At 67.6% G+C, this 26,909-nt stretch carries 18 protein-coding genes and 1 pseudogene; 9 read left to right on the top strand and 10 right to left on the bottom strand.

What is annotated here, in order from left to right; translation table 11 throughout:
* Positions 1–39 precede the first annotated feature (39 nt).
* The 5 genes and pseudogenes from istA to GAA2_RS22830 all read left to right on the top strand — a co-directional run bounded on the left by istA (position 40) and on the right by GAA2_RS22830 (position 4,861).
* Positions 40–1,578, top strand: coding sequence for an IS21 family transposase (gene istA, locus GAA2_RS22850; RefSeq protein ID WP_191834622.1), 1,539 nt, complete (start codon positions 40–42; stop codon positions 1,576–1,578).
* A 65-nt stretch (positions 1,579–1,643) separates the two neighbouring features.
* Positions 1,644–2,408, top strand: coding sequence for an IS21-like element helper ATPase IstB (istB, locus tag GAA2_RS22845; protein ID WP_191834621.1), 765 nt, complete (start codon positions 1,644–1,646; stop codon positions 2,406–2,408).
* A gap of 96 nt (positions 2,409–2,504) precedes the next feature.
* Positions 2,505–3,401: pseudogene (locus GAA2_RS22840) on the top strand (Mu transposase domain-containing protein); the annotation flags it as partial.
* Complete coding sequence (istB, locus tag GAA2_RS22835) at positions 3,398–4,258, top strand: IS21-like element helper ATPase IstB (RefSeq protein WP_024498619.1); 861 nt, start codon at positions 3,398–3,400, stop codon at positions 4,256–4,258. The pseudogene GAA2_RS22840 and the gene istB (GAA2_RS22835), both read left to right, overlap by 4 nt.
* 36 nt (positions 4,259–4,294) lie before the next feature.
* Complete coding sequence (locus GAA2_RS22830) at positions 4,295–4,861, top strand: sterol desaturase family protein (RefSeq protein WP_262411037.1); 567 nt, start codon at positions 4,295–4,297, stop codon at positions 4,859–4,861.
* A gap of 232 nt (positions 4,862–5,093) precedes the next feature.
* On the opposite strand, the gene GAA2_RS22825 is transcribed toward GAA2_RS22830, so the two are convergent.
* The 5 genes from GAA2_RS22825 to GAA2_RS22805 all read right to left on the bottom strand — a co-directional run bounded on the left by GAA2_RS22825 (position 5,094) and on the right by GAA2_RS22805 (position 15,129).
* Positions 5,094–5,732, bottom strand: a complete 639-nt coding sequence (locus GAA2_RS22825) for a potassium channel family protein (protein ID WP_191834620.1) — start codon at positions 5,730–5,732, stop codon at positions 5,094–5,096.
* A gap of 19 nt (positions 5,733–5,751) precedes the next feature.
* Positions 5,752–7,023: a TrkH family potassium uptake protein gene (locus GAA2_RS22820; protein ID WP_243829140.1), complete on the bottom strand. Its 1,272-nt coding sequence runs from the start codon at positions 7,021–7,023 to the stop codon at positions 5,752–5,754.
* A gap of 204 nt (positions 7,024–7,227) precedes the next feature.
* Positions 7,228–10,854, bottom strand: a complete 3,627-nt coding sequence (locus GAA2_RS22815) for a murein biosynthesis integral membrane protein MurJ (RefSeq protein ID WP_191835042.1) — start codon at positions 10,852–10,854, stop codon at positions 7,228–7,230.
* A gap of 341 nt (positions 10,855–11,195) precedes the next feature.
* On the bottom strand, positions 11,196–13,940 hold the full coding sequence (locus GAA2_RS22810; RefSeq protein WP_394854783.1) for a DUF6049 family protein: 2,745 nt from the start codon (positions 13,938–13,940) through the stop codon (positions 11,196–11,198).
* On the bottom strand, positions 13,933–15,129 hold the full coding sequence (locus tag GAA2_RS22805; RefSeq protein WP_096274863.1) for an NUDIX hydrolase: 1,197 nt from the start codon (positions 15,127–15,129) through the stop codon (positions 13,933–13,935). The genes GAA2_RS22810 and GAA2_RS22805 overlap by 8 nt, the downstream gene beginning before the upstream one ends.
* Before the next feature lie 227 nt (positions 15,130–15,356).
* Here GAA2_RS22805 and GAA2_RS22800 point away from each other — a divergent pair, with 227 nt between their 5' ends.
* Positions 15,357–16,799 carry a CCA tRNA nucleotidyltransferase gene (locus tag GAA2_RS22800; RefSeq protein ID WP_191835041.1) on the top strand — a complete coding sequence of 481 codons (1,443 nt, stop codon included), beginning with the start codon at positions 15,357–15,359 and terminating at the stop codon, positions 16,797–16,799.
* Positions 16,800–16,867: 68 nt separating this feature from the next.
* On the opposite strand, the gene GAA2_RS22795 is transcribed toward GAA2_RS22800, so the two are convergent.
* Positions 16,868–17,794, bottom strand: coding sequence for a diacylglycerol/lipid kinase family protein (locus GAA2_RS22795; RefSeq protein WP_024497951.1), 927 nt, complete (start codon positions 17,792–17,794; stop codon positions 16,868–16,870).
* Positions 17,795–17,842: 48 nt separating this feature from the next.
* On the opposite strand from GAA2_RS22795, the gene GAA2_RS22790 reads away from it, so the two are divergent.
* Positions 17,843–18,424 carry a TetR/AcrR family transcriptional regulator gene (locus GAA2_RS22790; protein ID WP_024497952.1) on the top strand — a complete coding sequence of 194 codons (582 nt, stop codon included), beginning with the start codon at positions 17,843–17,845 and terminating at the stop codon, positions 18,422–18,424.
* A 13-nt stretch (positions 18,425–18,437) separates the two neighbouring features.
* Positions 18,438–19,970: a glycerol-3-phosphate dehydrogenase/oxidase gene (locus tag GAA2_RS22785; RefSeq protein ID WP_024497953.1), complete on the top strand. Its 1,533-nt coding sequence runs from the start codon at positions 18,438–18,440 to the stop codon at positions 19,968–19,970.
* On the opposite strand, the gene GAA2_RS22780 is transcribed toward GAA2_RS22785, so the two are convergent.
* The 3 genes from GAA2_RS22780 to GAA2_RS22770 are packed head-to-tail and all read right to left on the bottom strand — an operon-like array spanning position 19,957 to position 24,934.
* Positions 19,957–23,082 (bottom strand): RND family transporter, encoded by a 3,126-nt coding sequence (locus tag GAA2_RS22780; protein WP_248664844.1) that lies wholly within the window; start codon positions 23,080–23,082, stop codon positions 19,957–19,959. The genes GAA2_RS22785 and GAA2_RS22780 overlap by 14 nt on opposite strands.
* Positions 23,083–23,142: 60 nt before the next feature.
* Positions 23,143–23,805 carry a TetR/AcrR family transcriptional regulator gene (locus tag GAA2_RS22775; RefSeq protein WP_024497954.1) on the bottom strand — a complete coding sequence of 221 codons (663 nt, stop codon included), beginning with the start codon at positions 23,803–23,805 and terminating at the stop codon, positions 23,143–23,145.
* 37 nt (positions 23,806–23,842) lie between these two features.
* Positions 23,843–24,934 carry an aminotransferase class V-fold PLP-dependent enzyme gene (locus GAA2_RS22770; protein ID WP_006438696.1) on the bottom strand — a complete coding sequence of 364 codons (1,092 nt, stop codon included), beginning with the start codon at positions 24,932–24,934 and terminating at the stop codon, positions 23,843–23,845.
* Positions 24,935–25,038: 104 nt separating this feature from the next.
* Here GAA2_RS22770 and GAA2_RS22765 point away from each other — a divergent pair, with 104 nt between their 5' ends.
* A complete protein-coding gene (locus GAA2_RS22765; RefSeq protein ID WP_024497955.1) occupies positions 25,039–25,590 on the top strand; it encodes a hypothetical protein in 552 nt (183 codons plus the stop codon).
* On the opposite strand, the gene GAA2_RS22760 is transcribed toward GAA2_RS22765, so the two are convergent.
* The gene (locus tag GAA2_RS22760; RefSeq protein WP_024497956.1) at positions 25,571–26,902 is read right to left on the bottom strand and encodes an MFS transporter; all 1,332 of its coding nucleotides are present in this window, start codon (positions 26,900–26,902) and stop codon (positions 25,571–25,573) included. The two genes, GAA2_RS22765 and GAA2_RS22760, sit on opposite strands and share 20 nt — an antisense overlap.
* Between the last annotated feature and the right edge of the window lie 7 nt (positions 26,903–26,909).

The following is a 26,909-nucleotide window of genomic DNA, read 5'->3' as shown; positions in this document are numbered from 1 at the left end:
CCCTGGAAGGGGCCCGTGGTGGCAAGGAGAACGTGGACGATGACCGATTTGATGGAGTTGTTCCGGCATTGGCATAGCGGCCGGTCCCAGGTACAGATCTCGCAAGCGCTGGGGATCGACCGCAAAACGATCCGCAAATATCTGGCGCCGGCGATCGCAGCTGGCATGACCCCCGGTAACGGTGAGCGGTTCGATGAGCAGGTCTGGCGGGAACTGATCGCCGACTGGTTCCCCGAGGTAGTCGATCCATCGATGAGGGCGGTGACCCGCCCGGCGATCGCGGCCCATCACGACTGGATCAAGAAACAGTTGGAAGAGTCGGTCACGGTGGCCACGATCGCACAGCGCTTGCGCGATGACCACCGGGTCGGGGTGTCAGAGTCGTCGGTACGACGTTATGTGACAGCAGCATTCGCGCAGCAGGTCGCCGAGGACAAAGCGACGGTGCCTCGTGGTGTGGTTCCGCCAGGTGATGAAGCGCAGGTCGATTACGGCAGGCTCGGCATGTGGCACGATCCGGTGACCGACCGGCGGGTCACGGTCTGGGCGTTCGCGATGATCCTGGCGTGCTCACGGTTGCTGTTCGTCCAACCGGTCCTGAGAATGGATCAGTCCTCATGGTGCGCTTCGCATGTGGCAGCGTTCGACTATTTCGGTGGCACCCCGGCCCGGATCGTGTGTGACAACCTCAAGACCGGCGTAGATCGCCCTGATCTGTACGACCCAAAAATCAACCGCGCCTACGCCGAGTTCGCAGCGTTCTACGACGTGCTGATCGATCCGGCGCGGGCCCGTAAACCGAAGGACAAACCGCGGATCGAACGCCCGATGCCCTACATCCGCGACTCGTTCTGGAGAGGCCGCACCTTCGGTTCGCTGCCGCAGATGCAAGAGGCCGCAGTCCGCTGGTGCGCCGAGGTCTACGGCCAGCATGCGCACCGCGGTATCGACGGGATGACACCATCTGAGCTGTTCACTGAGGTCGAACGATCGTCTCTGAAACCGTTGCCCCCGAGACCCTTTGAACATGTTGTTTACCACGTGGGGAAGGTCGCCCCGGACTGTCATGTTAAGGCCGGCAAGGCCTTGTACTCGGTGCCGTGGCGGCTGATCGGGCAACGCGTTACGATCCGCACGTCCGGCGACATCGTCCAGATCTTCGATGGCGATGAGGTCGCAGCCACCCATGTCGTGCATCTGGCGGGTCGATCGACGAACTTCGAGCACTACCCACCGCACAAGGTCGCTCACACGTTGCAGACCGTGTCCTGGTGCCGGCACCAAGCCGACGAGATCGGACCCGCCGCAGCGGCCGTCGTTGCCGAGCTCTCTGAAGTCAACGCACTGCACCGGTTGCGCGCTATCCAGGGCATCGTCGGCTTGCGCAAGAATTACCCGGACGAACGGATCAACGCCGCCTGCCAGCGCGCTCGGCAGGTCGGTGATGTGCAGTACCGCACCATCAAAGGGATCTTGGTCGCCGGCACCGAAAACGAAGGGGCAGCTGCGCCGGCCGCTGCCGTGGTCCCGGCTCTGCTCCGCGGCCCGCAAGCCTTCGACACAGCCTCCGGCCAATAGATCACATCCGCATTGCCTCTGATACACAGCATCTTTCACGATCCTTCACCTAAGGAACTACTGCTATGACCCTTCATGATCCCAGCCTGCGAGCCGCACTGAAAACCCTGAAGCTCGGTGGCATGCTCGACACCCTCGACGCTCGCCTGGCGCAAACCCGCGACGGGCAACTCGGCCACCTGGAGTTTCTGCAGGTGCTCTGCGAAGACGAAATCTCCCGCCGCGAACACGCCGCCCTGGCCCGGCGCGTGCGGCGAGCCCGATTCGAGCAGCAAGCGACCTTCGAGGATTTCGACTTCACCGCGAACCCGAAACTGCCCGCCGCGATGCTCCGCGACCTCGCCGCCCTGCGCTGGCTCGATGCCGGTGAATCGGTGATCCTCTACGGGCCGGTCGGGGTCGGCAAAACCCATGTGGCACAGGCACTCGGCCACCACGTCGCCCGACGAAGCGCAGACGTACGGTTCGTCAAATGCGCACGGATGCTCGCCGACCTCGCCGGCGGGCACGCCGATCGCACCATCGGCCAACGCATGCGCGAGTACACCCGCCCGGCGGTGCTGATCATCGACGACTTCGCGATGCGTGAGCACACCACCACCGGATCCGATGATCTCTACGATCTGGTCTCCGACCGGGCAATCGCCGGCAAACCGCTGATCCTGACCAGCAACCGCGCACCCAAAGACTGGTACCCCCTGTTTCCCAACCCGGTGGTCGCTGAATCACTGCTCGATCGGCTCATCAACACCAGCCACCAGATCCTTATGGACGGCCCGTCCTACCGCCCCCGCAAACGACCCGGACCGCCCGCCAAGAAGACCACCTGACCCCGACCGACCTGCTCAGCTACGCTGGCCCCAGCACGCTCGAGCATGGGGAATTACCTGACGGAGACCCCTGAGGAATTACGTGACCGTCGACAGCTGGTCGGGTCACTGTCGCATTCGGGGCGGTGGCGTGGCTATCTGGCACCGGATATGACCCGCCCGCAGGTGATCGCCGGTATCGACCGCATCACCCGCCGCTTGGGTGGGGTCACCAAGTCGTGGCGGTTCGACCGGATGGCCACGGTGTGTCACCCGGCAACCGGCGCGTTGACCGCCGAGTTCGCCGGCGTCGCCAAGCATTACGGCGTCTCGGTGGCCGTGTGCCCACCCCGGCGCGGGAACCGCAAGGGTGTGGTGGAGAAGTCCAATCACATTGCCGCGCAACGCTGGTGGCGCACACTTCCTGACGAGCTGACCGTCGAGCAAGCCCAGACCAGTTGCGACACGTTCTGCCGGACCCGCTCGGATGTTCGGGTGCGCCGAACCAAAGATGGGCGCTCGAACGTGGCCACCATCGCCAAACGCGAACCCCTGAGCGCCCCGCCAGCAGCTCCGTACCCGACGACGGTCACCGAGGTGCGGAAAGTGTCTCGCCAGGCGCTGGTGGCATGGAAGGGCAACCAGTACTCGGTGCCCCCGGAGTTGGCGATGAGCGACGTGCACGTCAGTGAGCGTCTCGGTGACGGGCATATCGACATCGCCACCGACTCGGGCATCGTGATCGCCCGCCACCGCCTGGCCACTGCCGGCTCGGGAGCCCAAGTGCGTGACCACGGCCATGTCGTCGCCTTGGACACCCTGGCCCAGGCCGGCGCCTCATCGAGTCGCCGACCGCATCGCCGCAAGGAACGCATCCCACCCGGCCAGACCGCCCGACAAGCTGCAGAAGCGCTGCGCCGCGCAACCGCCCACCCCGCCACACCGACCGAGGCGTCGGTGATCGATCTGAGCGTGTACGAACGCGCCGCACAGAACAGGACCCAACTCCCATGACCAACAAGACCGACGAAACCACCACCACCTCCAATCCGAACAGTGATGCACCGCAGTCACAATCGGCGGTCTCGGTGTATCAGCAGCTACGTGGGCATCTCGCCGCACTCAAACTCGACTCCGCCGCGCAAGCCCTACCGCAGGTGCTGCAGACCGCCGCCGAGCAGGAGTGGACGATGACCTACACCCTCGAGCACCTCCTCGGCATCGAGGTCGATGCCACCGAGGCCCGCCGCCTGGCCGGGCGGCTGCGGTTCGCCTGCCTGCCCACCCCCGCCACCCTGGACGGGTTTGACTACGACGCCGCCCCCGGAGTCGACCGAGCATTGATCCGCGAACTGGGCACTTGCGCCTACCTCGAATCGGCCACCAACGTGCTGCTCATCGGACCGCCCGGCACCGGCAAAACCCACCTCGCCGTCGGGCTGGCGCATGCCGCGGTGCACGCCGGCTACCGCACGTATGTGACCACCGCCGCGGATCTGGCCGCCCGCTGCCACAAAGCCGCCATCGAGGGCCGCTGGGCCACCTGCATGCGATTCTTCGCCGGTCCCACCCTGCTGGTGATCGACGAACTCGGATACCTGCCGCTACCGGCCGAAGCCGCGTCAGCGCTGTTTCAAGTTGTGGCACAACGATATTTGAAGACAAGCATCGTGATCACCACCAACCGGTCAGTCGCCGAATGGGGTGAAGTCCTCGGCGACACCACCGTCGCCGCCGCCATGCTCGACCGACTGCTACACCGCTCCGTCGTGCTCAAACTCGACGGCGATTCCTACCGGCTACGCGACCACCACGCCCGCACCCAAAACCAGCGCACCGCCACCGCACCAACCCGACGGACGCTACAGTAGGAGCCGCCCACGGGTGGGGAATTTCAGTGAGCACACCTGGGGAAGTTTCTTGAGCCCCGTCACCATCAGGCCCATCACTCCAGCGAGTACTTCAACTTCGCGACGGCGCTTCGTCAGAAGTGGAACATCAGCGCGGCGATCGTGATGTGGCTGCCGCTCCCACTGCTCGGCGTGCCACCGGCCCTGGTGTTCTTCGCGTACTCGCTGAACCTCATCTACCAGTTCTGGATCCACACCGAGCACATCGACAGGATGTGGGCGCCGTTCGAGTACGTGTTCAACACCCCGTCGCATCACCGGGTGCATCACGGACGGGATCCCGAGTACCTCGACCGCAACTACGGCGGCGTCTTCATCATCTGGGACCGGATGTTCGGGTCCTTCACGCCGGAGGTACGCCGCCCGCGCTACGGACTCACCAAACCGGTGGACACCTACAACATCTGGACGCTCGAGACGCACGAGTATGCCTCGATCGCCCGCGATGTGAAGTCGACGACGAGCTGGCGTGCCCGCGTCGGCTACATCTTCGGCCCGCCCGGGTGGGCGCCGAGCATCAGCGGACACGATCCCGAACCGGCGGTGTCGGAGCGCCCGACCTGACCACGTCTCACTGCTGCCGAGGGCGATGACATCAGCATGCGCGGACGGACCGACCGGCGGCGGGCCAGGGCTCGCTGCGGATCATCCTCAAGCCGAGAATCAACGTGAAATGGGTCGACATCAACGCAGGTGATCGGGGCGTTTGCTGAGGTTCCCCAGACGGACTGGTCGCGGCGTTCGGCGCCGTGGCCGCCGGCGGAGAGGGTCTGGGTCTCTGTCGCTCACAGGCATTTCAGGTCTGTTCCGCGAATCGTTCGGCATCGCGGACCTTTCCAGAGACGATGATGGTGTCACCGGGGGAGAGAATGGTGTCGGCGGTGGCGTAGGTGAATCCTTCGCCGGGGCGTTTGATTGCGACCACGGTGACACCGAACTTCGAACGGATGGTGGTTTCGGCGAGCGGGCGGCCGAGAGTGAAGGATGGCGGGGAGGTTTTCACCATCGCGAACTCGTCGTCGAATTCGATGTAGTCGATCATGCGACCACGGACAACGTGGGCGACCCTTTTACCCATGTCGTGTTCGGGCCGCACCACATGGTGGACCCCGATCTGGGTGAGGATCTTGGCGTGGGAGTGGCTGATCGCTTTGGCCCAGATGTTGGGGACGTTCAGATTGATCAGTGCGGAAGCGGTGAGCAGGCTCGCTTCGAGGTCGGAGCCGATCCCGACGACGGCGCGGTCGTATTCGTCGACGGAGAGTTGCCGTAACGATTCCTCGTCGGTGGTGTCGACCACGGCGGCGTGGGTGAGGCGGTGTGCGAGCTTTTGCACCACCGACTCGCTGGCGTCGAGGCCGAGTACCTCAGTGCCTTGGTTCATCAGTTCGAGGGCCAGCGACTTGCCGAAGCGTCCGAGTCCGAGTACGACCACGACGTCGGAGGGTGTTTGCCTAGCCAATGAAGGGCCTTTCTGTGGGTAGTTCGTAGCGCCGACTTCGCTGGCGCGCTGCGAGAGCACTTACGAGGGTGATGGGTCCGATGCGGCCGAGATACATCAGCACGATCAGCAACAGTTGTCCCCAGTGCGGAAGTGCGGCGGTGATCCCGGTCGACAGTCCGACGGTCGCGAAGGCCGAAGTGACCTCGAACAGTAAGGCGTTGAGGTCGAAGGTGGTACCGGCAAGAAGCAGCACGGTCGGTACGACCACGAGGGCGATGCCGATGGCTGCGACCGTGAGGGCCTGACGCTGAAGGCGCGGATCGATACGTCGGTCGAACACCGTTACTGATTTCTCTCCTCGGACTTCGGCGATGATGACGACGAGCAGCACCGCGAAGGTGGTCACCTTGATTCCGCCTGCGGTGCCGCCACTGCCGCCGCCGATGAACATCAGCACATCTGTGATCAACAGGGTCGCGTCGTCCATCTGCGCATAGTCCACGCTGTTGAAACCGGCAGTGCGTGGCATCACTCCCTGGAAAGCAGCGATGAGCAACTTCGAACCGAGGCCGTGGTGCTGCAAGGTGCCGAACCACTCCAATGCCAGCACCGATCCGAAGCCGGCCGCCAGTAGGATCGCGGTCATCACGATGGTCAGGCGGGTGTGCAGGCTCCACCTGCGTGAGTCGTAGCTTGAGCGGTTCTTGCGGACTCGGCGTCCGATCTCGAACAGGACGGGGAATCCCAATCCGCCGGCGATGACCGCGATCATCAGCGGCAGACAGATCCACGGGTCCTCAGCGAAACCGATCATGTTGTCGCTGTACAGAGCGAACCCGGCGTTGTTGAACGCTGAGATCGAGTGGAACACACCAAGCCACAGTGCGCGTAGAGGGGTTTGGTCGTAGCCGAGGGCGAACCGGGCCGTCAGCGCCGCAGCGATGACCGCCTCGAACAAGAGGCTGACCCGTACCACCCCGATGACCACGGAGCGAACGTCGCCCAGCCCCGATGCGCGAACCTCGGCGGCGGTGTTGAGTCTGGCTTTGAGGCCGATCCGGTTCGCCAGTAACAACCCGACCAAGGAGGCCATCGTCATGATTCCCAGACCGCCGATTTGGATCAGCGCGAGGATCACGCCTTGCCCGAACCCGGACCAGTACACCGGTGTGTCGGTGACGATGAGTCCTGTCAGGCACGTCGCCGATGTAGAGGTGAACAACGCGTCTACCAGGCTCGCACCTGCTCCGGTATCCGTGGCGACAGGCAGCATCAACAGCATCGTCCCCGCCGCGATGGCGGCCGCGAATCCCAACGCAACCACGCGAGTCGGGGTCAACACTGCGCGAGCCGCGGTACGCCGAACAATCACCCAGGGGCGTACACGGAAAAGGGCAGTCACGACCGCTCACAGTAGACCTTCCCGCAGTACACCGTCACGAGATGTCGCGAGCTCCTGGATGCTGGTCGGCCGCGAACGAGTCGGTCAGCCCGCCATCGTGACGCGGCTGATCTCGGCCTGATAGCCGCCGGCCGCACTGGGAAGGGTGGTGATCCAGACCATCACGTAGCGGCTGGCCTGCGGAGACGCGATCTCGATCGTCGTCGGGTTCTGGGCGACGCGCCCCGCGGCGACCGGCGTGGTCCGGGCGAATGCGGGCTTCGCGTTCGGCGAGGTGCGGACCTCCACGTCGAAACCCGGGGTCGGGGACTCGATGGTCACCGACTTCACGGCCCGGTCACTGCCGAGGTCGAACATCAGGCCCAGGCCCTGCTTCAGACCGCCGAAGTCGGGTCGCCCCCGATAGTTGTCGGTCTCCCATGGCGGCGCGGCGCCGGTGATGACGTTGCCGACGTTGGCCGAGTTGTCCGGCGGCTGTGACGAGAAGTCGGTCACGGACACCGACTGCAACGGGATGTCCTGGGCGGGCGGGGCCTCGGTGGGCGCCTTTGCGCCCGGCGTCTGCTCACCCGGCGTCGCCGGCTCCGTCGTGGTCAGGATCGAATCGATGTCGCTCGAGCCGTCACCACTTCCGAAGACGTTGGTGGCCCCCACGATCAGCGCGATGACCACGAAGATCGCGAGGAGTCCCGCACCGACGAGCAGCGCGAGGTTCTTTCTCCCCGGCTTGTGCTCGGTGCCGCCGACACGTGAGGTGACCGTGACCGGCGGCGGGGCGTCGGCATCGGTGATCGCGGGGAGCATGTCGGTGTTGAGGTCTACGACGGTGGCCTGGTCGAGGACGTGCTGGACCGTCGCAGCCGTCCGGATCCCGCGGGTTCCGTCGAGCGCGCGCGCCGCGACCGCCGAGATCTCGAACGGGATGTCGGGCTTGGCCGCCCGCGGTTCCAGCGGCTGACCGTTCTCGCCCGGCGCGGCCACCGGGATACCGCCGATCGGTTCGGTGACGTCGTCGGTGGTGACCAGACGTGACCCGTTGTCGGGATCGAGTGTCCACCGGTTCAGCAGCAGTGCGTAGAGCACCGCACCTAGGCCGCGGACGTCGGAGGCCTTGTCGTCCCCGGCGAGCGTGCCCGGGAAAGCGAGAACCGCGTTGCCGTCGTGGCTGATACGGATGCGATCGGGGTGGTCGATCGACAGCGCACCCCCGGAACGATGAGCGATCTCGGCGGCGGCCGCCAGCGAACGCACGGCTCGCGCCGCGCCGATCGGCGACGGTTGCGTCCGGGCGACGTCGGCCAGCGACGATCCGGGCACCCACTCGGCGACGACGATCCCGCCGGAGGATCCGCGCACCACGTCGAGGACTCGCGCCACCCCGTCGGAGGTGATCTGTCCGAGCCGGAGGGTGCGTGAGAGGACGGCCTGAGGTCCCTGGTCGGTCGTCTTGACGGCCTGGCCGCGCTCGAGCGGTGGTGCGAGTTGGTCGGCGTCGACGAAGGTCAACGCGACCTCTCGGTCGAGGTTGATGTCCTGGGCGCGCCAGAACTGCAGGCCGCGGGTGCCGCCGTGCTGTTCGAGCAGGCGGTAGCGTCCGCCGGCGACCGCGGCGCCCGGGATGAGTCGTGGACCGCGCGGACGGGCGGAACCGCCCGGTGCGGCGGCAGCGGCCGCGTCGGGAGTCTGGGCGTCGGGAGACTTGGCGTGAGTGGGCGCGTGCGGAGCCTGCCGTTCGCCGGGGCCGGATTCGACGGGCGACCCGGTGGTCACACTCGTATCGATCTCGCTGTCACTCACGCGACGGACTCCTTTCCTCCGGTATCTGATGTCGCGCGGAACCGGTGCACGCTCTGGGATGGGATGCACACCCCGGCCCGCGCCGATCGCGCCACCGGAATGTACGGAGTACGACTGCCACGTCGCGGTACCCCTGTCGAAGCGGCGTAGCACCTGTACCTGACCAGAGTACGGGAGCGATTCGTCTCCGGAGACGCGCGGAAACTGAACTGTGATCGCCGGGGACTGTTCACGTTCGGGCTCCGCCGGCGGTGCGAGCGCCGGAATGAACCGACCGAGGAGACGGCGTACCGCGTTGCTGATGGCGACCACGTCGGGCACCCGCGCGGCGGCGAGGCCGGCGTAGGTGACCGTCAGCACCACACCTGCGGTCAGGATGAGGTACAGGACCGAGCCGACCTTGCCGAACCAGCCGATCATGTGGTCGAGACCGGAGATCCTCGCGATCGCCCAGACCGCCGCCGAGACGCTCAGTGAGACCGCGATGGTGACCAGCGTGGTGCGGGCGACGTTCGACAGCCGCGCGCCGTGCAGACGGCTGCGCAGCAGGAAATGTCCGACGACCGCGCCGACGAGGTAGCCGAGACCGTTGGAGAGGGCCAGCCACCGCACGACGTTCGACGGGTCGTCGAACAGGACGGGACCCAGGTACGACGACGTCACCTTGACGACCGTGATGCCCAGGGCGATGAACGTCGGGGTCCAGGCGTCCTCGCGGGCATAGAACACGCGCAGCTGGACGAGCGTCATCGAGTACGGGATCAGCGTGAACGCGCCCCAGGCGAGCACCGAACCCAGCTGGGCGGCGTCGGAGGCGTCGAACCGACCGAAGTTGAACACGGCGATCGCGATCGCCGGCCCGAAGAAGGTCATGAACGACACGACGGGCACCAGCGCGACCATCGTCAGCCTGGTGGCCAGCGACAGGTCGTCGACCACGGCCTTCGTGTCGTCGGCGGCCGCGTTGCGCGACAGTCGCGGCATGATCGCGGTCAGGATGGTCACGCCGAGAACGCCGTAGGGCAGCTGCAGCAACTGCCAGTGGGTGAAGTAGATGCTGACGCCCGAGGCCTGCGCGGAGGCGGCGATCCGGTAGGTCGCGATCAAACCGACCTGCAGCAGCGCGACGTAGGCGACGATCGCCACGGCCATGTTGCCGAACTGGCGCAGACGCGCGTCGATGCCCCACTCCAGTCGCAGGTGCACCCCCGCCTTGCGCAGGAACGGCACCAGGATCATCGCCTGGAGTACGACGCCGAGGGTGCAGCCGATGCCGAGGACGAGCAGCTGCGGATCGCTCATCCGGACCGGGTTGAGCGTGATCTCCCCCGGTACGAGGGCGTACAGGACGAGCGTCGTGATCTGGACGACGTTGTTCAGCACCGGCGCCCACGCACCGGGTTTGAACAGGCCGCGCAGGTTGAGGATCGCGATGAACAGAGCCGAGAGACCGTAGAACAGGATCTCCGGTAACAGCAGGTACGCGAGATGTGTGGACAGATCCCGGTTGACCTGCCCGTCACCGAGGTTGAGGTAGGTCAGCAGCGGCGCGGCGATGACCGCGAGCACGGTCGCGGTTCCGAGGACGACGACCGTGATCGTGAAGATCCGGTTGATGAACCCCTGGCCCCCGTCGGGATCCTCGGCCTCGGCGCGGGCGAGCAGCGGGATGACGATGGCCGTCAGCACCGCGCCCAGCACGACCTCGGCGATCATGTTCGGCAGCACGTCGGCGGCCTGGAACGCCGAGGCGATGCCCGATCCCAGCATGGCCAGGATCAGCACGGTCCGCAGGAAGCCGCTGATGCGACTGAAGAGGGTGGCGATCGCGATCGAGCCACTTGTCCGCAGGATGCTCGAGTCGGAGTCACGTGCCAGACCGGTCGACGACGCCCCGTCGTCGCCGGCGGTCACCTTCTTCGACGAGCCGGTGTGGACAGCGTCCGTCTCACCACTGTGTCGTTCGCGGTATCCGGCGGCATCGAGCCGACCGGGACGAGCCGCCGGCGGGGCGTCGACGCGGACACCACCGGGTACGGGGCCAGGGACGTGCCGGGCACCGGGGTGGTGCGGTGGCGGCGCCGGTCGGCCGGGACGGGGCGGCGGCGGTACGGGCCCGGAGCCGGGCGGAATCCGGCGGGGAGCGGCGCGTTCCGGACGCTGGGGAGGCACCGCACCGGGTGTCCCCGGCCGCGGTTCGCGCGGCTCATCGTTCCAGTTCACGTACTGTTTCGCCGTCCTCGGGTTGTGCTCGATCAGGGGTCGTGCGGGTGGTCTTCCGGCTCCTCGCCGGGCGGCCGACCCTCGCCTTGCAGGGTACGGCGTCGCTCCTGATACCCGCTTCCCGCCAGCATTCGCTCGAGTTCGTCGGGTTCGGGACGGTCGGCGTCGGCGGGGTCGGGCTGACCGCGGAATCGGTGCCACAACCTGCGGGCGGTCAGCAGCACGAGCGCCACGCCCGCGACGATCGTGATGTAGAACAACGGCTTGCCGTAGGCGTTGGTGTGCACCTGGAGGGTGATCGGCTGGCCGAGTGGCACCCCGGTCACCGTGGCCAGTCGGATGTCGATGGTGATCGCCTCGGACGTCTCACCACGTGTGGGGAGCTGGATCTGGCGTGTTCCGCGGGCCGGGATCTCGATCACCCCGAGATCGCCGATCTCCACACCTTCGGGTGCCGACGTGGTCAGGCGGGCACGGACCGGCAGGGCGAGGTCGTTGCGGACGGCCAGCAGAACGGGGCTGCGTTCGGAGGCCAGCGTGTAGCGGCCGCCGGGGTCGAGGATCGTCACCGACTGACCGAGCCGGTGCAGGGTCGACGCGACAGCGTCGACGCGCTCCTCCTGGAGCCGGCGCAGATGCGTGTAGACGGCGGATCCCTCGGCGTCGGGGGACCTGATGGCGCGCAACTGGTCCTCACGCAGGGGCGACATGTACCGCTCCGGGGTCGCCGCGACATCGGCCGACCGGACCAGCGCGCCCTCGAACTGCCAGCTGTCCTCGACGTTGCGCCGGATGGCGGCGGTGGCCTGCGTGGTGAGCACGGATCCGAGGCGGCCCACCGGTCCCACACCCGGCGGGTTCGTCAGGCGGCCGGTGGCGGTCGTGGCGCCGAGTTCCTGGACGAGGGTCGGCAACGGTGTCGGGGTCGCGGCACCCGACTCGAGCAGCAGGCGGGCGGTCGCGAACAACGCATCCGAATCGGCGACCGTCGGGGACCAGTAGGTCGGCGGGACGAGGAACGCTGATCGGCCCACCACCGGATTGCGGGGCGTGGAACCGTCCTCTCCCGAATCCGGTTCCGGCGCCGCGATCGCCGGATAGGCCAGTGCGGCGAGAGCACTCTGGCGCCGGCTACCGACCGATTCGTCGGTGAGGTCCACCTGCTGTGAATCAGGTGTGAGGGCCGGCGTGCGCGGCGCGGTGCCGATCGCGGCGAGCGAGGCCGTGATCGGTGCGTCGAAGGTCTGAGCGGTGAGGCGTCCGACGCGGTACCGACCGGTGTCGTCGCGGCGGCCGGTCGGGACGACGGAGTTCGACGCCAAGGCGGTCGACGTCATCCCGGCCTGCGCGAGGGCGTCGGCACCGGCGTCGTCGATCGCGCCGAGAGCGGGCACCGACAGTCCACGCACGCTCCGGACGTCCAGGATCACGTCGACGATGTCGGCGGGACCACGCAGTGCGGCCTCGGTGAGTCCCGGGATGCCGATCCGGCTGAGCGAGGTGAGATCGGCCTGGGCGAACGGCAGGGCCACCACGCACATCCGGCTCGCGGTCCAGCGCAACGCATCGAGCCAGCGTTGAGCGACGTCGGAACCGTTGCCCGGGCGGGTGGCCGAGGTCGGGTCGGCGGGGTTGGTCGACACCTCGTAGCCCAGGGACATGGCGCGGACGGTCACCAGGAGGTCGGGGTCGATGGCCAGGCACATGCTGTCGGCGAGCTTCTCCGAACCGGGCATCGCAGCGGGCGTCGGTTCCGACGAATCCGCGGCGGCGGGCTCGGACGAGGGCGGGCCGGACTCCTCCCGCGGTGGTTCCCCGACCACCTTCTGGAGTGCCGTGAGCAGCTCGTTCAGTCGCCCACCGGTGTCGAGGGAGCGGGCCATGTCCTCGTTGATGAGACGGACGGGTTCGGTGTTGCCGCCGAGGACTCCGGGGGCGAGCTGTGGCGGTGCGGCCAACGGCCAGAGCAGGGTCATCCGGGCCGGTCTGGCGAGGTCGGCGGAGATGGAACCGTCGGGTCCCAGGCCGGGGACGGCCGGCGATCCCGTGTCGTCGGTCGTCGGGTCGACGTAGTCGCGGGCGCGGATCTCGTCGGGCGGCAACGAGAGGACCGGCAGCAGCATCCGCGATCCTGCGACCTGCGCCGCGTTGCCGTAGTCGGGGGTGCCGTTCACGTTGACCTGCATCGGGTAGACCCCGGTCTCGGAGATCCCGAGTCCCCGGCCGTCCGGCCCGGAGCCCGCGGACAGCGCCATGGACATCCGGAAGCCGACGCTCTCCCCCGGTGCGAGGGACTCGCTGAGCGCCTCGAACGGGCCCGCGACGGCGACCGCGGGGTCGTCATCGGCGAGCTCGGTGCGCAGTCCCGACGCAGCGGCGACCGCATCACCGCGCTCGAGTCGGATGGACAGGTTGCTGATCGAGCGGTCGCCGATGTTGTCGACGCGACCACTCACCGTCACCACCGGAAGGCTGGTGGTGGTGATGATCGACGGGGTCATCGAGTCGATGACGATGCGCGCGAACCGCGGCGTCGACTGCTGTGCGGCGCCGGCCGACCCGGTGGCATTCGTCTCGGGCACGGCGGAAGCCGGTGCTGCGATGCCCGGCAGGGACAGCAGTGCGACGATCCCCAGCACTGCTGCCAACGCGGTCACGATCTGCACCCGCCGGGGTCGGAGGATCCCGCCGCGACCATCGTGACGTCGCTCGGGTCTGCGGCGAGAGAGTCGGGGGAACGGACCGGACCGGGCAGGCAACTGACGCGGGTCAGCCATCGCCGGCCGCGGGCCGTCGGGGACGGCGTCGGCGCCGGCGGGGACGAGCCGCGGGCGGGGGCTCGTTGCGGCGCTGATTGCGCGCTGCGGCGGCTTTCTCATAGGCGTTGGGTTCGGTGCGAATGCTGTCGGCCTCGGACTGGGCGAGCCGGGTCGGGTCGGCGGCGAGATCGGCGATCACACCGCGGGCCATCCGGGCGAGTCGCCGCTCGTCAGAGTACGTGAGGCGACGCGGCAACTCGTGCAACGGCACCCACGCCACCTCGCTGACCTCGTAGTCGGCGTCGGACAATTCACCACCGACACAACGCAGCAGGTAGTGGTGCACGGTCTTGTGGATGCGACGGCCCTCGCTCACGAACCAGTAGTCGATCTTGCCGAGCGGTGCGACGACCGTGCCCTGGATCCCGGTCTCCTCCTCGACCTCCCGGATGGCGGTCTGCTCGGCGGTCTCGCCCGTCTCGATGTGCCCCTTGGGCAGTGACCACATCATCCGGCCGCGACGATCCACCCGCCCGATCAGTGCGGCGGACAACTCGTCGATGGGCAGCCCGAGATCGGAGATGACGAGTCCGCCGGCCGAGGTCTCCCGTACGGTCCGCAGCTTGTCGGTGTTCGTGCGATCGGCGGTCCGGTCGGCGGTGCGATCGGCCCGCGCGGAGCGGCGTCGACCCTTGCCGTTCTTTCCGGTCGCCTGCGTCAGGCCCTTGGTGGTGATGGTCGCCGTGACCGTGGCCATGTCCGAGGGCTTGGGTGGCGTCACCCGGGGACGTGCGCGGTCGGGGTCGACGGGCAGCTTCTCCACCGACTCGGCCTCGACGGGGTCGGGGCATGCGGGATCGGCGGTCCGGGCGCGCACGAGATCGTTCGGCGTGGGCCGGCCGGTCGTCGGCGCCGGTGGCGTGGCCGGATTGTGCTGTTTGTGGGTGCCGGGTTTGTGGCCGTTCGGTGTCGGCCCGCTCTGCTTGGAACCGGACTGCTTGTGTCCGGCGGCAGCGTGACCACCGCTGTTGTGCGCAGTCGCGGTTCCGCGACCCTCGCCCTTGCGCCGTCCTCGACGGCGCCGGCCACGGCGGGTACGACGTCCCTGGCCGGATTGGTTCTGACCTGCCTGTCCGGTGCCGTCCCCACGCGAACCCGACGAGACGTCGCTGACGTCTGAAGGGTTGGTCGAGGAATCGGTGGACACTCCACGATGCTAGCGGCATGTCACCTGCAGTTTGCCCGGACGCCTCGTAGTGCGAGAAGGATGTGGACGCCCGGCCACGGAACCCACGGACACGGTGTACGACGGATATCGACAGGTGACCACGACCCGGCCGTGGGCCGGTCTCCTCCACGGCGTCGATGCCGCGGGTGACGACGGTAGGGTGGCAAGCCGTGAATGACTCTTCTCCGTCGGATGTACGGCCGACGGTGTCGGATCCGGACCGCAAGGTGCGGCTGATGGCCGCGGCGGCGATAGCCCTCCGGGAGCTCGACGACGTCCTGGCTCCTCTCGGTGAGCTGTTCGCGTCGGCGGGTCACGAGTTGTACCTGGTCGGCGGCTCGGTGCGCGACGCCGTGCTGGGCCGCCTCGGCAACGATCTGGACTTCACCACCGACGCGCGTCCCGAACAGGTGTCCCGTCTCCTCAAGGGGTGGGCGGACGCGTTCTGGGATGTCGGGATCGAGTTCGGCACGGTCGGCGTCCGCAAGGGCGACCACCAGATCGAGATCACCACATTCCGCGCCGACACGTACGACCAGGTCAGCCGCAATCCGGAGGTCACCTTCGGCGAGACCCTCGAAGACGATCTCGTCCGCCGCGACTTCACCGTCAACGCGATGGCCGTGCGTATCGGTGCCCGGGGCGCCGAGGACTTCTGCGATCCGCTCGACGGGATGACCGCGTTGCTGGCCGGTGTCATCGACACTCCGGCGACACCGGAGCAGTCCTTCGGCGACGATCCGCTGCGGATGCTGCGTGCCGTCCGCTTCATCTCCCAGCTCGGATTCCGGCTCGCGCCGCGCGTGTGGCAGGCCATCACCGAGATGAACGGAGAGATCGACCGCATCACCGCCGAACGTATCCGCGCCGAGCTGGACAAGCTCATCTGCGGTGAGTTCCCGATCGACGCGATCGACGCGATGGTCGAGACGGGCCTGGCGGAGCGGGTGATGCCGGAGATCCCCGGGATGAAGCTCACCATCGACGAGCACCACCAGCACAAGGACGTCTACCAGCATTCGCTGACCGTCCTGAAGCAGGCGATCGACCTCGAGGAGGGCGATCCCGACCTGATCCTGCGCTGGGCGGCACTTCTCCACGACATCGGCAAACCCGCGACTCGACGCCACGAACCCGGCGGCGGGGTGAGCTTCCATCACCACGAGGTGGTCGGAGCCAAGATGGTGCGCAAGCGGATGAGAGCGCTGAAGTATCCCAAGGCTGTCGTCGCCGACGTCGCGGACCTGGTGTTCCTGCACCTGCGGTTCCACGGATACGGCGACGGTGCCTGGACCGATTCCGCGGTGCGGCGCTATGTCAACGACGCCGGTCCCCTGCTCGACCGGCTCAACAAGCTGGTGCGAGCCGACTGCACCACGCGGAACAAGCGCCGCGCCCGCCGGCTGCAGCAGAACTACGACAACCTCGAACAGCGGATCGCAGCGCTCAAGGCGGCGGAGGATCTCGAGAAGGTTCGTCCCGACCTCGACGGCAACGCGATCATGGAGATGCTGGGCGTGCCGCCCGGCCCGATCGTCGGCCAGGCCTGGCGGCATCTGAAGGAACTCCGCCTCGATCGGGGGCCGCTGAGCCACGAGGAGGCCGAGCAGGCTCTACGGGAGTGGTGGGCGTCGCGCGGAGAGAAGTAGGCGCGGGGAGAAGTAGGCGCGGAGAGAAGTAGGCGCGGACAGAAGTTGGGCGCGGCGAGAAGTGGGTGTCAGCTCCCGGAGTGATGCTGCGCCGCCGGCGTGAACACCTCGACCGCGTGCGGGACCGCCTCGAACACGGCGGGCAGTTCCCCGACGAGATCGCCGTCGACGGACACCAGTGCGGGTGGATCGCAGTACAGCTCGACCTCTGAGCCGCGCATCGTCTGGACCAGGGGGTGATCGACGTGCTTGCCGGTGAACACCTTCGGGAAGACGCCGGCGAGCGTCGGTCGGGCCAGGCGCGGCGGGTTCTTGGCAAGCGTGACGTCGAGCAGTCCGTCGGACACCGATGCCGTCGGGGTGATCCGCATCCCGCCGCCGTACGACGTGGTGTTCCCGATGGCGGCGAAGATGAGGTCGGCCTCGACGGTCTCGTCGTCGACACGGACCTGATAGTGCCGTGACCGCAGGGCGATGAGTTCGAGCAGCGCGGCGATCGTGTAGCGCGCCTGTCCGCGGGGCCAGCGCATGTCGATGGCGCGTGCGGTCACCGCCGCGTCGAAACCGGTGGCGGCGACCGTGGCGAACAGCGCGGTCCGGCCGTCGGGGAAGCTGACGCGGCCCAGGTCGACGGGCTGCCGGTGGCCGCCGAGAATCACCTTGACGGCCTCGGCGGTGTCGAGCGGGATGCCGAGATTGCGGGCGAAGTCGTTGCCGCTGCCGGCGGGGATGACGGCAAGGGGTTTGCCCGAGCCGATGCTGGCCTCCACCGCGAGCCGGATCGTGCCGTCCCCGCCCGCGACGGCCAGGACGTCGGTGTCACCCCGGGCGGCCTTTCCGGCGAGGTCGGCGGCGTCGGCCATGTCCTCACCGACGATGACCTCGACCTCGATCTCCTGAGCCCTAAGAAGGTCGGCGGCGTGATGGGCCACGCGCATGCCGGTTCCGTGCCGCGCGTATGGGCTGGCCACGATCGTGGCGTGTTCGATGGTCATCTGGTCGGCCCCCCGCCGATTGAGTGATCCGTTACAGTGTTACACATCATGTCAATCCGTAACGAGGAGATCGGGGATCTCGTTCTGGACGCGGCCAGGGTCTGCCTGCTGCGTAATGGCGGTCGCAAGGTGACCGTCTCCGAGGTCGCCCGCCGAGCAGGGGTGAGTCGTCCCACTGTCTACCGGCGCTGGTCCGACATCACCGAGATCATCCGTGATCTGCTCACCCGCGAGGTTCTCACCATCGTCGACGACGTGGTCGGCGAGCGCGGTGAGCCCGAGGACCTCGACGCACTGGCCGACCAGGTGGTGACGGTGGTCGGGGCGTTGCGCGACAGCGAGCTCATCTCGTCGCTGTGGCGTGAACAGCGCGACTTCATGGCGCCCTATGTGTTCGAACGTCTCGGCACCAGTCAGCAAGGGATGCTGGCCCTGCTGGCGGACATGCTCGCGCACGGCCAGGGTCGCAAACAGGTACGCGCCGGCGACGCCAAGCGGATGGCGTCGATGGTGCTGCTGATCGCGCAGGGTTTCCTACAGTCGGGCGCGCTGGTGTCGGACATCCTGGCCGAGGGATGGGGTACCGAACTCCACAGCGTGGTCGTCGGCTACCTGCGACCAATGCCGTGAGGGTGTCGTTCTGATGGCCACGTTGTCCGTGCGAACCCGCCGACGGGCTCTCGAGTCGCTGGCGTCGACCGCCGAACCGGTCGACCTCCTCGTCGTCGGCGGCGGGATCACCGGTGTCGGTGTCGCGCTCGACGCCGCCACCCGTGGTCTCCGTGTCGCCCTCGTCGAGCAAGGTGACCTCGCGTCCGGCACCTCGCGGTGGAGCAGCAAACTCGTCCACGGCGGACTCCGGTACCTCGCGAAAGGTGACGTGCGAATCGCCCGGGAGAGTGCCGTCGAGCGACACCATTTGATGACGTCGATTGCCCCACACCTGATCTCGCCGCTTCGGCAGATCCTTCCCGATCGTGGCGAGCGCCAGACCTCGATTCTCCGCGCCGGTATGCGTGCGGGAGATCTGTTGCGCCGCACTGCGGGAACGTCGAGCTCGCTGTTGCCGCCGCCGTCGCGGATGTCGGTCATGGAGACCCTCGGGCGGTGCCCGACCCTGTCGCCGGCCGGACTCCGCGGCGGTGTGTCGACCACCGACGGCCAGTTGATCGACGACGCAAGGCTCGTCGTCGCCGTGGCGCGCACCGCGGCCGCGTACGGCGCGTTGATCTGCACGCACACCCGAGCCGATCGGGTCGACGGTCGGGGTGCCACGCTCACCGATCTCCTCTCGGGGGAGAGCTTCGACGTCGGCGCACGGATGGTGGTGAACGCCACCGGGGTGTGGTCCGGATCGGTCGACGACTCGATCGCCGTGCAACCCAGCCGCGGAACACATCTCGTCGTCGACGCGGCGACCTTGGGCAACCCGACCGCCGCGCTGACCGTACCGGTGGGAAATTCGTTGTCCCGGTACGTCTTCGCTCTGCCCGCCCAGTTGGGTCGCGTCTACATCGGTATCACCGATGTCGCTGCCCCGGGCCCGATCCCGGATGTCCCCACCCCGGACGACGCCGAGATCGACTTCCTGCTCGACGCGATCAGCCCGGCACTGACACGGCCCCTCGATCGCTCCGACATCACCGGCGTGTTCGCCGGTCTGCGGCCGCTCATCGACGAGCGCGGGACCGCCGATGGCGTGGCATCGGAAGGCCTCGCGGACGTCTCCCGCCGGCACCACGTCCGAGTGCGCGGCGACGGCTTGGTGACCGTGCTCGGGGGCAAACTCACCACCTACCGCCGGATGGCCGAGGATGCGGTCGACGCCGCCCTGGCCACCACCGAACTGACCGCGGGTGAGTGTGTCACCACCACGACTGCGCTGGTCGGAGCTCTGCGCGCCCCGCGTGAGTCGGGACTCCCACCGTCGCTGGTGGCGCGCTTCGGCGGGGAGGCGCCGACGGTAGTCGAGTCGGCCACCGTCGACCGACCGCTGGAGCCGGTCGCGCCCGGTATCGACGTCACCCGCGCCGAGATCGAGTTCGCGGTCACGCACGAGGGTGCCGTCGACGTCGACGACGTCCTGCACAGGCGGACGCGGATCGGGTTGGTCCGGCGCGACGCGGACCTGGCCCGGCCCGAGATCGAGACGATCGTGGGCGTCACACTCGCCTGACATCGCCGGCCGGCGTCGCTCCGACCAGCGAGGTCGCCTGTCGGCGGTGTGGCGCGCGCTGGTGGGGTTTTCTCGGCCACCAGTTCACGGTGCCGAGCCTCGCCGCGATGAGGGGGACGACGATTGTCCGGACGACGAACGTGTCCAGCAGGAGACCCATTCCGATGATGAAGCCCGCCTGCACCAGCGTGGACACCGACCCGGCCATGAGCCCGAACATGCTGCCCGCGAAGATGATCCCGGCCGAGGTGATCACGGATCCGGTCTTGACGATGGTGCGCAGCACACTGACCCTGGTGCTCGTGATCGACTCCTCCCGCAGTCGTGAGACCAGGAGCATGTTGTAGTCGGCGCCGACGGCGACGAGGACGATGAAGGCCAGCAGGGGAACCGTCCAGTGGATGGATTCGCCCAGGATGTACTGGAAGAACACGACTCCCACTCCGAGTGTTGCGGCGTAGTTGAGTACTACGGTCATCAACAGGTAGAGCGGTGCCACGATTGCGCGGAGCAGGGCCATCAGGATCAGTCCGACGATGAGGAGCGTCGCAAGGGCCAGAACCCAGAAGTCCCTGGTCATCAACTCCTGGAGGTCGGAGTTGATCGCCGGGAAGCCCGCCATGGAGACCTCGGCGGCGTCGAGAGTGGTGTTGGGCAACGCACTTTCGGCGACGCCCCGGATCCCGTCGCTGAGGCGCATCGCGTCGGCCGAGTAGGGATCGCTGGATGTCTGCACGATGAACCGGACGGTCTTGCCGTCCGGAGAGACGAACTGCTGTGCAGCATAGGCAAATCGGTCGTCATCGAAGGCGTTCGACGGTAGGTAGAAGCCGACGGCCGAATCGGTGCTGCCGACGTCTCGTGAGGCTGCGCGTAGCTGGGTGGCGAGCTGTGACATGCCCCCGAGCATGTCGAGATTCGAGTCGACGAGGGATCGTACCCCGTCGGCGAGGAGTCCGGCCCCCTCGGCCAGCTGATGTACTCCGCTCTGCAACTGTGTCAGCTGTCCGGACAGGTCGGCCGGGATCGAACCCACCGTCTGGTTCAATGACTTTGCCGCACTCTGCAATCGGCCGACCACCTCGGATACCGGGGTGTCTGCGGACTGAAGATCGTCGCCGAGCCGGGCCATCTCGGTGAAGAGCCCGCTGCGGTGTGTGCGCACCAGATCGCGTGCCCGGGTGCGGAGCTGGACACACGTCGGCACCGCGTCGCACCAGGGCGTGTCCAATTGGGGCACCACAGGCGCGAGTGCGGTGATCGCGTTGTCGACGCTTTCCGCTGCCGGCCGTAGCGAGTTGCTCGTACGCATCAGGTTGTCGATCGCAGGTGCGTTGTCTCCCAGCACCGACAACATCGGTTCGTACTGTGCCAGAGCCGAACCCGTGGACTGCACCTGGGTCAGTAACGGCGCGAGCGGTGCGAGGCCCTCGCTGATCTGCCGATCGAGGAGTGCCAGAGCGTCCGCAAGTTGGTCGGCCCCGCCTGCGAGGGTCTCCAACTGGCCACGTCGGGAAGTGCCGGCATCGACGGACTTCTGCACCTCGTCGCCGATTCGAGCGTTCTGCCAGGGCAACTCGGCCTGTTCGAGACGGGTGCCGGTCGGTCGGGTTATCCCGACGACTCTGGTGACCCCGGGCATCTGCGCGACTCGCGTCGCCATCTGCTCCAGGTCGGCGAGTCCGCGTGCGGTGCGCATGTCCCGAGGTGACTGGATCAGGAGGAACTCCGCGATCACGGTATCTCGCGGAAAGTGGCTGTCCAGCAACGCGTAGCCGAGGTTGCTGTCGGATCCGGTGGGCTGACCGGTGCGGTCGTCGTAGGTGACCTGCATGGTCGCGGCCACAGCGCTCAGCGCGAGGAGCGTGACCATGCTGACGGCGAAGAGCGGGCCCGGGTGACGAATCACCAAGACGCCCACCCTGTTCCAGTACTTCCTGGTGAGTTCGGTGCGGGGCAGACCGATGCCGCGGCGCGCTGCCGTGGACAGCAGAGGCGGCAACAAGGTCACCGTTGCGGCGAACCCCACGACGACCGCGACCGCGCAGGCGGGACCGACCGACGCGAACGCACTCAATTTCGCGAGAAGCATCGCGAGGAACGCCAGGGCGACAGTCGCCGCCGAGGCGAGGATGACTCGTCCGATCGAGGCGGCGGCGTCGACGATGGCATCGTCGGGATCCATGCCCTGTCGGAGTCTCTCGTGGAATCTGCTGATGAAGAAGACCGAGTAGTCCACCCCCGCGCCGAGCAGGATCGCCGTCATGAACGCAATGGTGAACTGGGACAGCGGGAAACCCGACTGGCCGAACCACGACAACAGTCCTCGGCCCACCGCGAGGCTCATGCCGACGACGATGAGCGGGAGAAGCGCGGTGAACACCGAGCGGTAGACGATCAGCAGGATCGTCACGATCAGCGCGATCGTCGCCAGGGTGATGACGGTCAGATCGGCTTCGGCGGTGGTGATCTGGTCGCTGAAGGTGGCGGGCGGTCCGGTAACGTGCACCGACGTTCCGGTGCCGTCGAACGCGTCCCGCGCGATCTCCCGAACCGCTTCGATCGCCAGGGTGGAGGTGGTGCCGCCGATTGTTCCGGCGACACCGACCGGCAGGTACCACGCTTGCCCGTCCGCGCTGGTGGCCTGACGCGCAGTCTGGGGATCACCGACGAGGTCACGGACCGACAGCACGTGCTCGGAATCGGAACGTAGCCGGTCGACCATCGTCTCGTAGCGATCCCGGACGGTTTCGGACAGTCCTGCCGGGTTCTCCATGGTGACGAAGACAGAGTTGGTCGCGCCCTTCTCGTCGAAGGCCTCCCCCATCCGGTCCAGCGATTGGAAGGACGCCACGTCGCGAGGTAGCGGATCGAGCGACTGCTCTCGGACGACTGCCTCCAGCTGCGGGAACAGGATCGCGAGCGCAGCCGCGGTCGCGATCCACGCCCCGACCACGGCGAGCTTGTGTCGCAGTGTGAACCGAGCGAGCCGTTCCAGGGTCGGGCTGTACTCGCCACGTCGCTGCGGTTTCGGCTGCCGCCCGCCGGTCGGGGGCGGCACGTGATCGGTCTTGCTGACAGCGTCCACGACGACCTCCCCGATCCGATACATACTGGATCGCAACGCTACAGGATGTATCGAAACTTGCGAAGGGGGTTGTGGCGCGGGAAATCAGGACTTCCGGTGGGCCGCGAGGAAGTCGTCGACGATCCGCTCACGATCGGCTGCGGTCAGGGTCAATATTCCGGAAAGGCGGGCGAAGACCAGAGGACCGGCGAGTTGCAGGACAGCCAGGTCGTGGTCGACGTCCCCGAGCTCGGCCTGTGCGATGTCGCTGTCGAGGAAGTGGTCGAGTGGTGCGCGATATTGGGCGATGACCCGCTCTCGCAACTCGGCCAGTCGGCGTTCGCGATCGGTGGTGTGCTCCGGCGAGTCGGTGCTGATGGCCAGCCAGGCCAGCACGGTCGTGTGCATCGGCGCGCTGTCGGCGAGCGCGGCGTTCTGATGCATCAGTTCGACGAGCTGGTCTCGTAACGAGCCGGTGAGTTCCGTGGGTTCGATCGCGTCGGGAAGCAGACGGTCGAAGGCCGCCGCGAGCAGATCGCCAGTGGTGCCGAAATGCCGGTACAGGGTGGTTCGCGCGACCTTGGACGCACGGCTGACGGCGTTCACGGTGACCGCTTCGACTCCACCGCTCTTCAGCAACGACACCGCCGCGTCGACGAGTCGTGTGCGGGAACGCACTCGACGCGGATCTTCGTCGTCACCCAGGTCGTCTCTCGGTTCGGACATGTCGTCGCTGCGGCGCGGAGCGCCGTCTTCGTCGGATTTCACGTGGCCGTCCTGGATCCCTGAGAGGCTGATCGATCTGTCAATAACCCATGGTGCGCAACGCATCTGCGAGACGGTCGAGGTCTTCTCGCTGAACGTCGAGGTGTGGGCTCAGCCGGAGGACGGGCGTCTCGGTTGCCAGCGGGGCCCGCCAGGCGTCGGCCGCGGTGACCAGGATGCCGAGGGAGAGCAACTTGTCCCGCGCGGCGGCAACGTCGTCGAACTGCCAACCGGGGGGCGGCGCCAGGGTCACGATCGCCGACGGCTCGTCGAGGGGTTCGAGGACCTCCCAGCTGGCGATGCCGTGCAGCCGCTCGCGGGTGGCCTTGCCGATCGTCGCCAGCTCACGAAAGACCCGTTGTTGTCCGATGTCCAGGAGTTCGCGGACCGCGATCCCGAGCCCGAGACGGCCGGCGATGAAGGCATCTGATCCGTCGATCTCGACCGGCCGCAACGAGTCTCGGCGTACCGCGACGAAACCGACGCCGCGCGGGCCGGTCAGCCACTTGCGGCTGGTGCCGTAGACGACATCGGCGCCGGTCACGGTGGGGACGTGACCGACCGACTGGGCCATGTCGACGACCACGGGCACGCCGGCTCGGTGGGCGAGTTCGACGATCCGCGCAACCGGCTGCACCGCGCCGGACATCGACCCGATGTGGCAGACGTGGATGAAGTCGGGCTGCTCGAACTGCAGCATGTTCTCGAGCGCATCGGTGTCGATGTGGCCGTACACGTCGCCGTCGGGCATGGTGTGCACGGCGTAACCCCGACGCTCGAACTCCTCGAGGTTGGGGCCGAACTCGTTCTTGGCCACCCAGACCGTCGAGGTGACGGGGAGACTCCAGTTGGTGAGCAGTGCGCGCAGTGCTGCACGGGCGCTCTCGCGGAAGATGATCTCGTCCGCCGTGTGCCCGAGCAGTGCGGCGAGATTGCGTGTGTCGCGGGCGATTTCCTCGGCGCGATCGTCGGCGGCGACGTAGGAACCGCGCTCGGTCTCACGCCACAGGTGCGCGGTCATCGCACCGATCACCGCGTACGACGATCGGCCGGCGGAGGCGGAGTCGAGATGCGCGAGGGCTGGTTTCAGCCGCGCTGCATGCCATTGCTCGCCGAGGTCGCTGACGTACATAGGGCCTCAACCTACCGGGTACGGACGGTCTCGGTCACACGCCGGGTGTGATGTGGCATGCGATCGATGGAACCGGGCGGGGTGGTGCTTGCGTCCAACAACGCATGGACCCGGTGATCGAGTATCTCTTCGGGCCCGGCGACGGTTCGACGACGCGCTGGTCCACTCCTGCAGACACCACTCTCGGCGATGCCGGGCCCGACGCGGTCCGACTCGATTTCGACGGTGACGGTCGGCGCGACGACGCGATGTGGGACACCGACGCCGACGGCATCGCCGACGCGGCCGCGCTCGACACCGATGACGATGACGTGCCCGACGCGTTCTACCGCGATTCCGGCGCGGGTCTGTGGGACCGGGCCGTTGCCCGTGACGCCCTGGGTGCCGGTGCTCCCCACGACCCGGCGCCCGAGGACCACACCTCGGGTGAACCCGACGGGTCACGCCTCCTGAGACTCGACCTGGACGCGGACGGAGACGCCGATGCCGAACTGGTGGGGGCGGAGAGGGGCGGTCGGGTCGTGGCCGAGCGCCTGTACGTCGACGCCGACGGCGACGGCACGACCGACACGGTGGTGGTGGATCTGAACGGGGACGGGGTCGCCGACGCCGCCTATGACAGGCGCGATCCGCGGTTCACGCGGCGGGGTCGGTGAGGGCCTGTGGGCCGGCCGTCGGCTCACCGACCGCCACGGCGCGGTTGTACAGGGCACGTACCGCCACCATGCCCAGGAGGTACAGCGCCACGCCGAGGACGACGAGCACGGTGGCATGACCGTCGACGGGGATCGCCACGGCCGCCACGGTGACCGCGCCGACGTAGGCGATGTTGAACACCGCGTCCTGCACCGAGAACACCTGACCTCGCACCGCGTCGCCGACGTCGACCTGCATCGCGACATCGCCGCACAACTTGGCGACCTGACCGATCAACCCCAGCACGAACGCCGACCCACAGATCACCGCGAAGTGGAATCCGAGGACCGTGACCTCGGCGATCGCCCCGATGGCCAGCGCGCACATCAGCGTCGGGTACCGCCCGACGCGGGCCACCGCGATCGGGGTGACCACCGCGGCGAGGAGGGCACCGGCTCCGGTGAATCCGATGACGAGGCTGACGCGGTCGAGCCCGTCTCCGGGTCCCATCTGCCGCGTCAGCACCAGGATCATGAGCGTGTTCATGCCGAACACGAGCCGGTGGGCGCCGATGGCCGTGAGTGCGGCCGCAACGGTCTTGTGGTGCGCGACCGCCCGGGCGCCGTGCCACAGACCTACCGACACCGCGTGGAACGCCGACCTGCCCGGATCGTCGGGTACGTCGGGACCCAGCTGCAGCGGTCGGAATCGGTGGGCCAGACCGCCGGACACGACGGCGAGTGCGATGCCTGCCAGCATGGTGAGTGCACTGCCCGAATTGTCGTCGCCGAAGATCGCGCGCAGACCCAGCGTGATCCCGAGCCCGACGCTCAGCATCGCGCCACCGAGGGTGGTGAACAGCGCATTGGTCGCCACGATCACCTCGCGCCGGGCGACGTGCGGGAGTCCGGCGGACAGGCCGGCGGCCACGAACCGGCTCGCGCCGGTGGCGGCGAGCGCCGAGATCAGCACCACGACATCGGGGGCCCCGGAGGCGACCGCGATCGCGACGAGTCCGATGATCGCGCCGCGCAACAGGTTCGCGTACAGCAGCACATTGCGTCGATCCCAGTGGTCGAGCAGTGCTCCCGCGAACGGTCCGATGAGCGAATACGGCAACAACAGCACCGCGAGACCCCCGGCGACGGCGAGCGGATCCGCGTGGCGTTCGGGGTTGAAGAGGATGCTTCCGACGAGTGCGGCCTGGAAGATCCCGTCGGTGACTTGGCTGGAGAGACGGACGAACAGCAACCGTCCCAGGCCTGGTGAATGACGGAGCGAATCGATGAACACCGACCAGCCTCGGCGGCGGCTCACCTCGGTGCTGTTCACTTGTTCA

Origin of the sequence: Gordonia ajococcus, assembly GCF_012974285.1 — a bacterium.
GTDB lineage: Bacteria > Actinomycetota > Actinomycetes > Mycobacteriales > Mycobacteriaceae > Gordonia > Gordonia amicalis.
Note: the sequence above shows the minus strand (reverse complement) of the source record. Positions and strands in the feature narration are given on the sequence as shown.

Excerpts from the sequence above, each read along its gene's own strand:
- istA (WP_191834622.1), top strand. The coding sequence starts at position 40 with ATGACCGATTTGATGGAGTTGTTCCGGCATTGGCATAGCGGCCGGTCC.
- istB (WP_191834621.1), top strand. The coding sequence starts at position 1,644 with ATGACCCTTCATGATCCCAGCCTGCGAGCCGCACTGAAAACCCTGAAG.
- istB (WP_024498619.1), top strand. The coding sequence starts at position 3,398 with ATGACCAACAAGACCGACGAAACCACCACCACCTCCAATCCGAACAGT.
- GAA2_RS22820 (WP_243829140.1), bottom strand. The coding sequence starts at position 7,023 with ATGCTGTTGATGCTGCCTGTCGCCACGGATACCGGAGCAGGTGCGAGC.
- GAA2_RS22810 (WP_394854783.1), bottom strand. The coding sequence starts at position 13,940 with ATGGCTGACCCGCGTCAGTTGCCTGCCCGGTCCGGTCCGTTCCCCCGA.
- GAA2_RS22795 (WP_024497951.1), bottom strand. The coding sequence starts at position 17,794 with ATGACCATCGAACACGCCACGATCGTGGCCAGCCCATACGCGCGGCAC.
- GAA2_RS22790 (WP_024497952.1), top strand. The coding sequence starts at position 17,843 with ATGTCAATCCGTAACGAGGAGATCGGGGATCTCGTTCTGGACGCGGCC.
- GAA2_RS22785 (WP_024497953.1), top strand. The coding sequence starts at position 18,438 with ATGGCCACGTTGTCCGTGCGAACCCGCCGACGGGCTCTCGAGTCGCTG.
- GAA2_RS22780 (WP_248664844.1), bottom strand. The coding sequence starts at position 23,082 with ATGTATCGGATCGGGGAGGTCGTCGTGGACGCTGTCAGCAAGACCGAT.
- GAA2_RS22770 (WP_006438696.1), bottom strand. The coding sequence starts at position 24,934 with ATGTACGTCAGCGACCTCGGCGAGCAATGGCATGCAGCGCGGCTGAAA.
- GAA2_RS22765 (WP_024497955.1), top strand. The coding sequence starts at position 25,039 with ATGGACCCGGTGATCGAGTATCTCTTCGGGCCCGGCGACGGTTCGACG.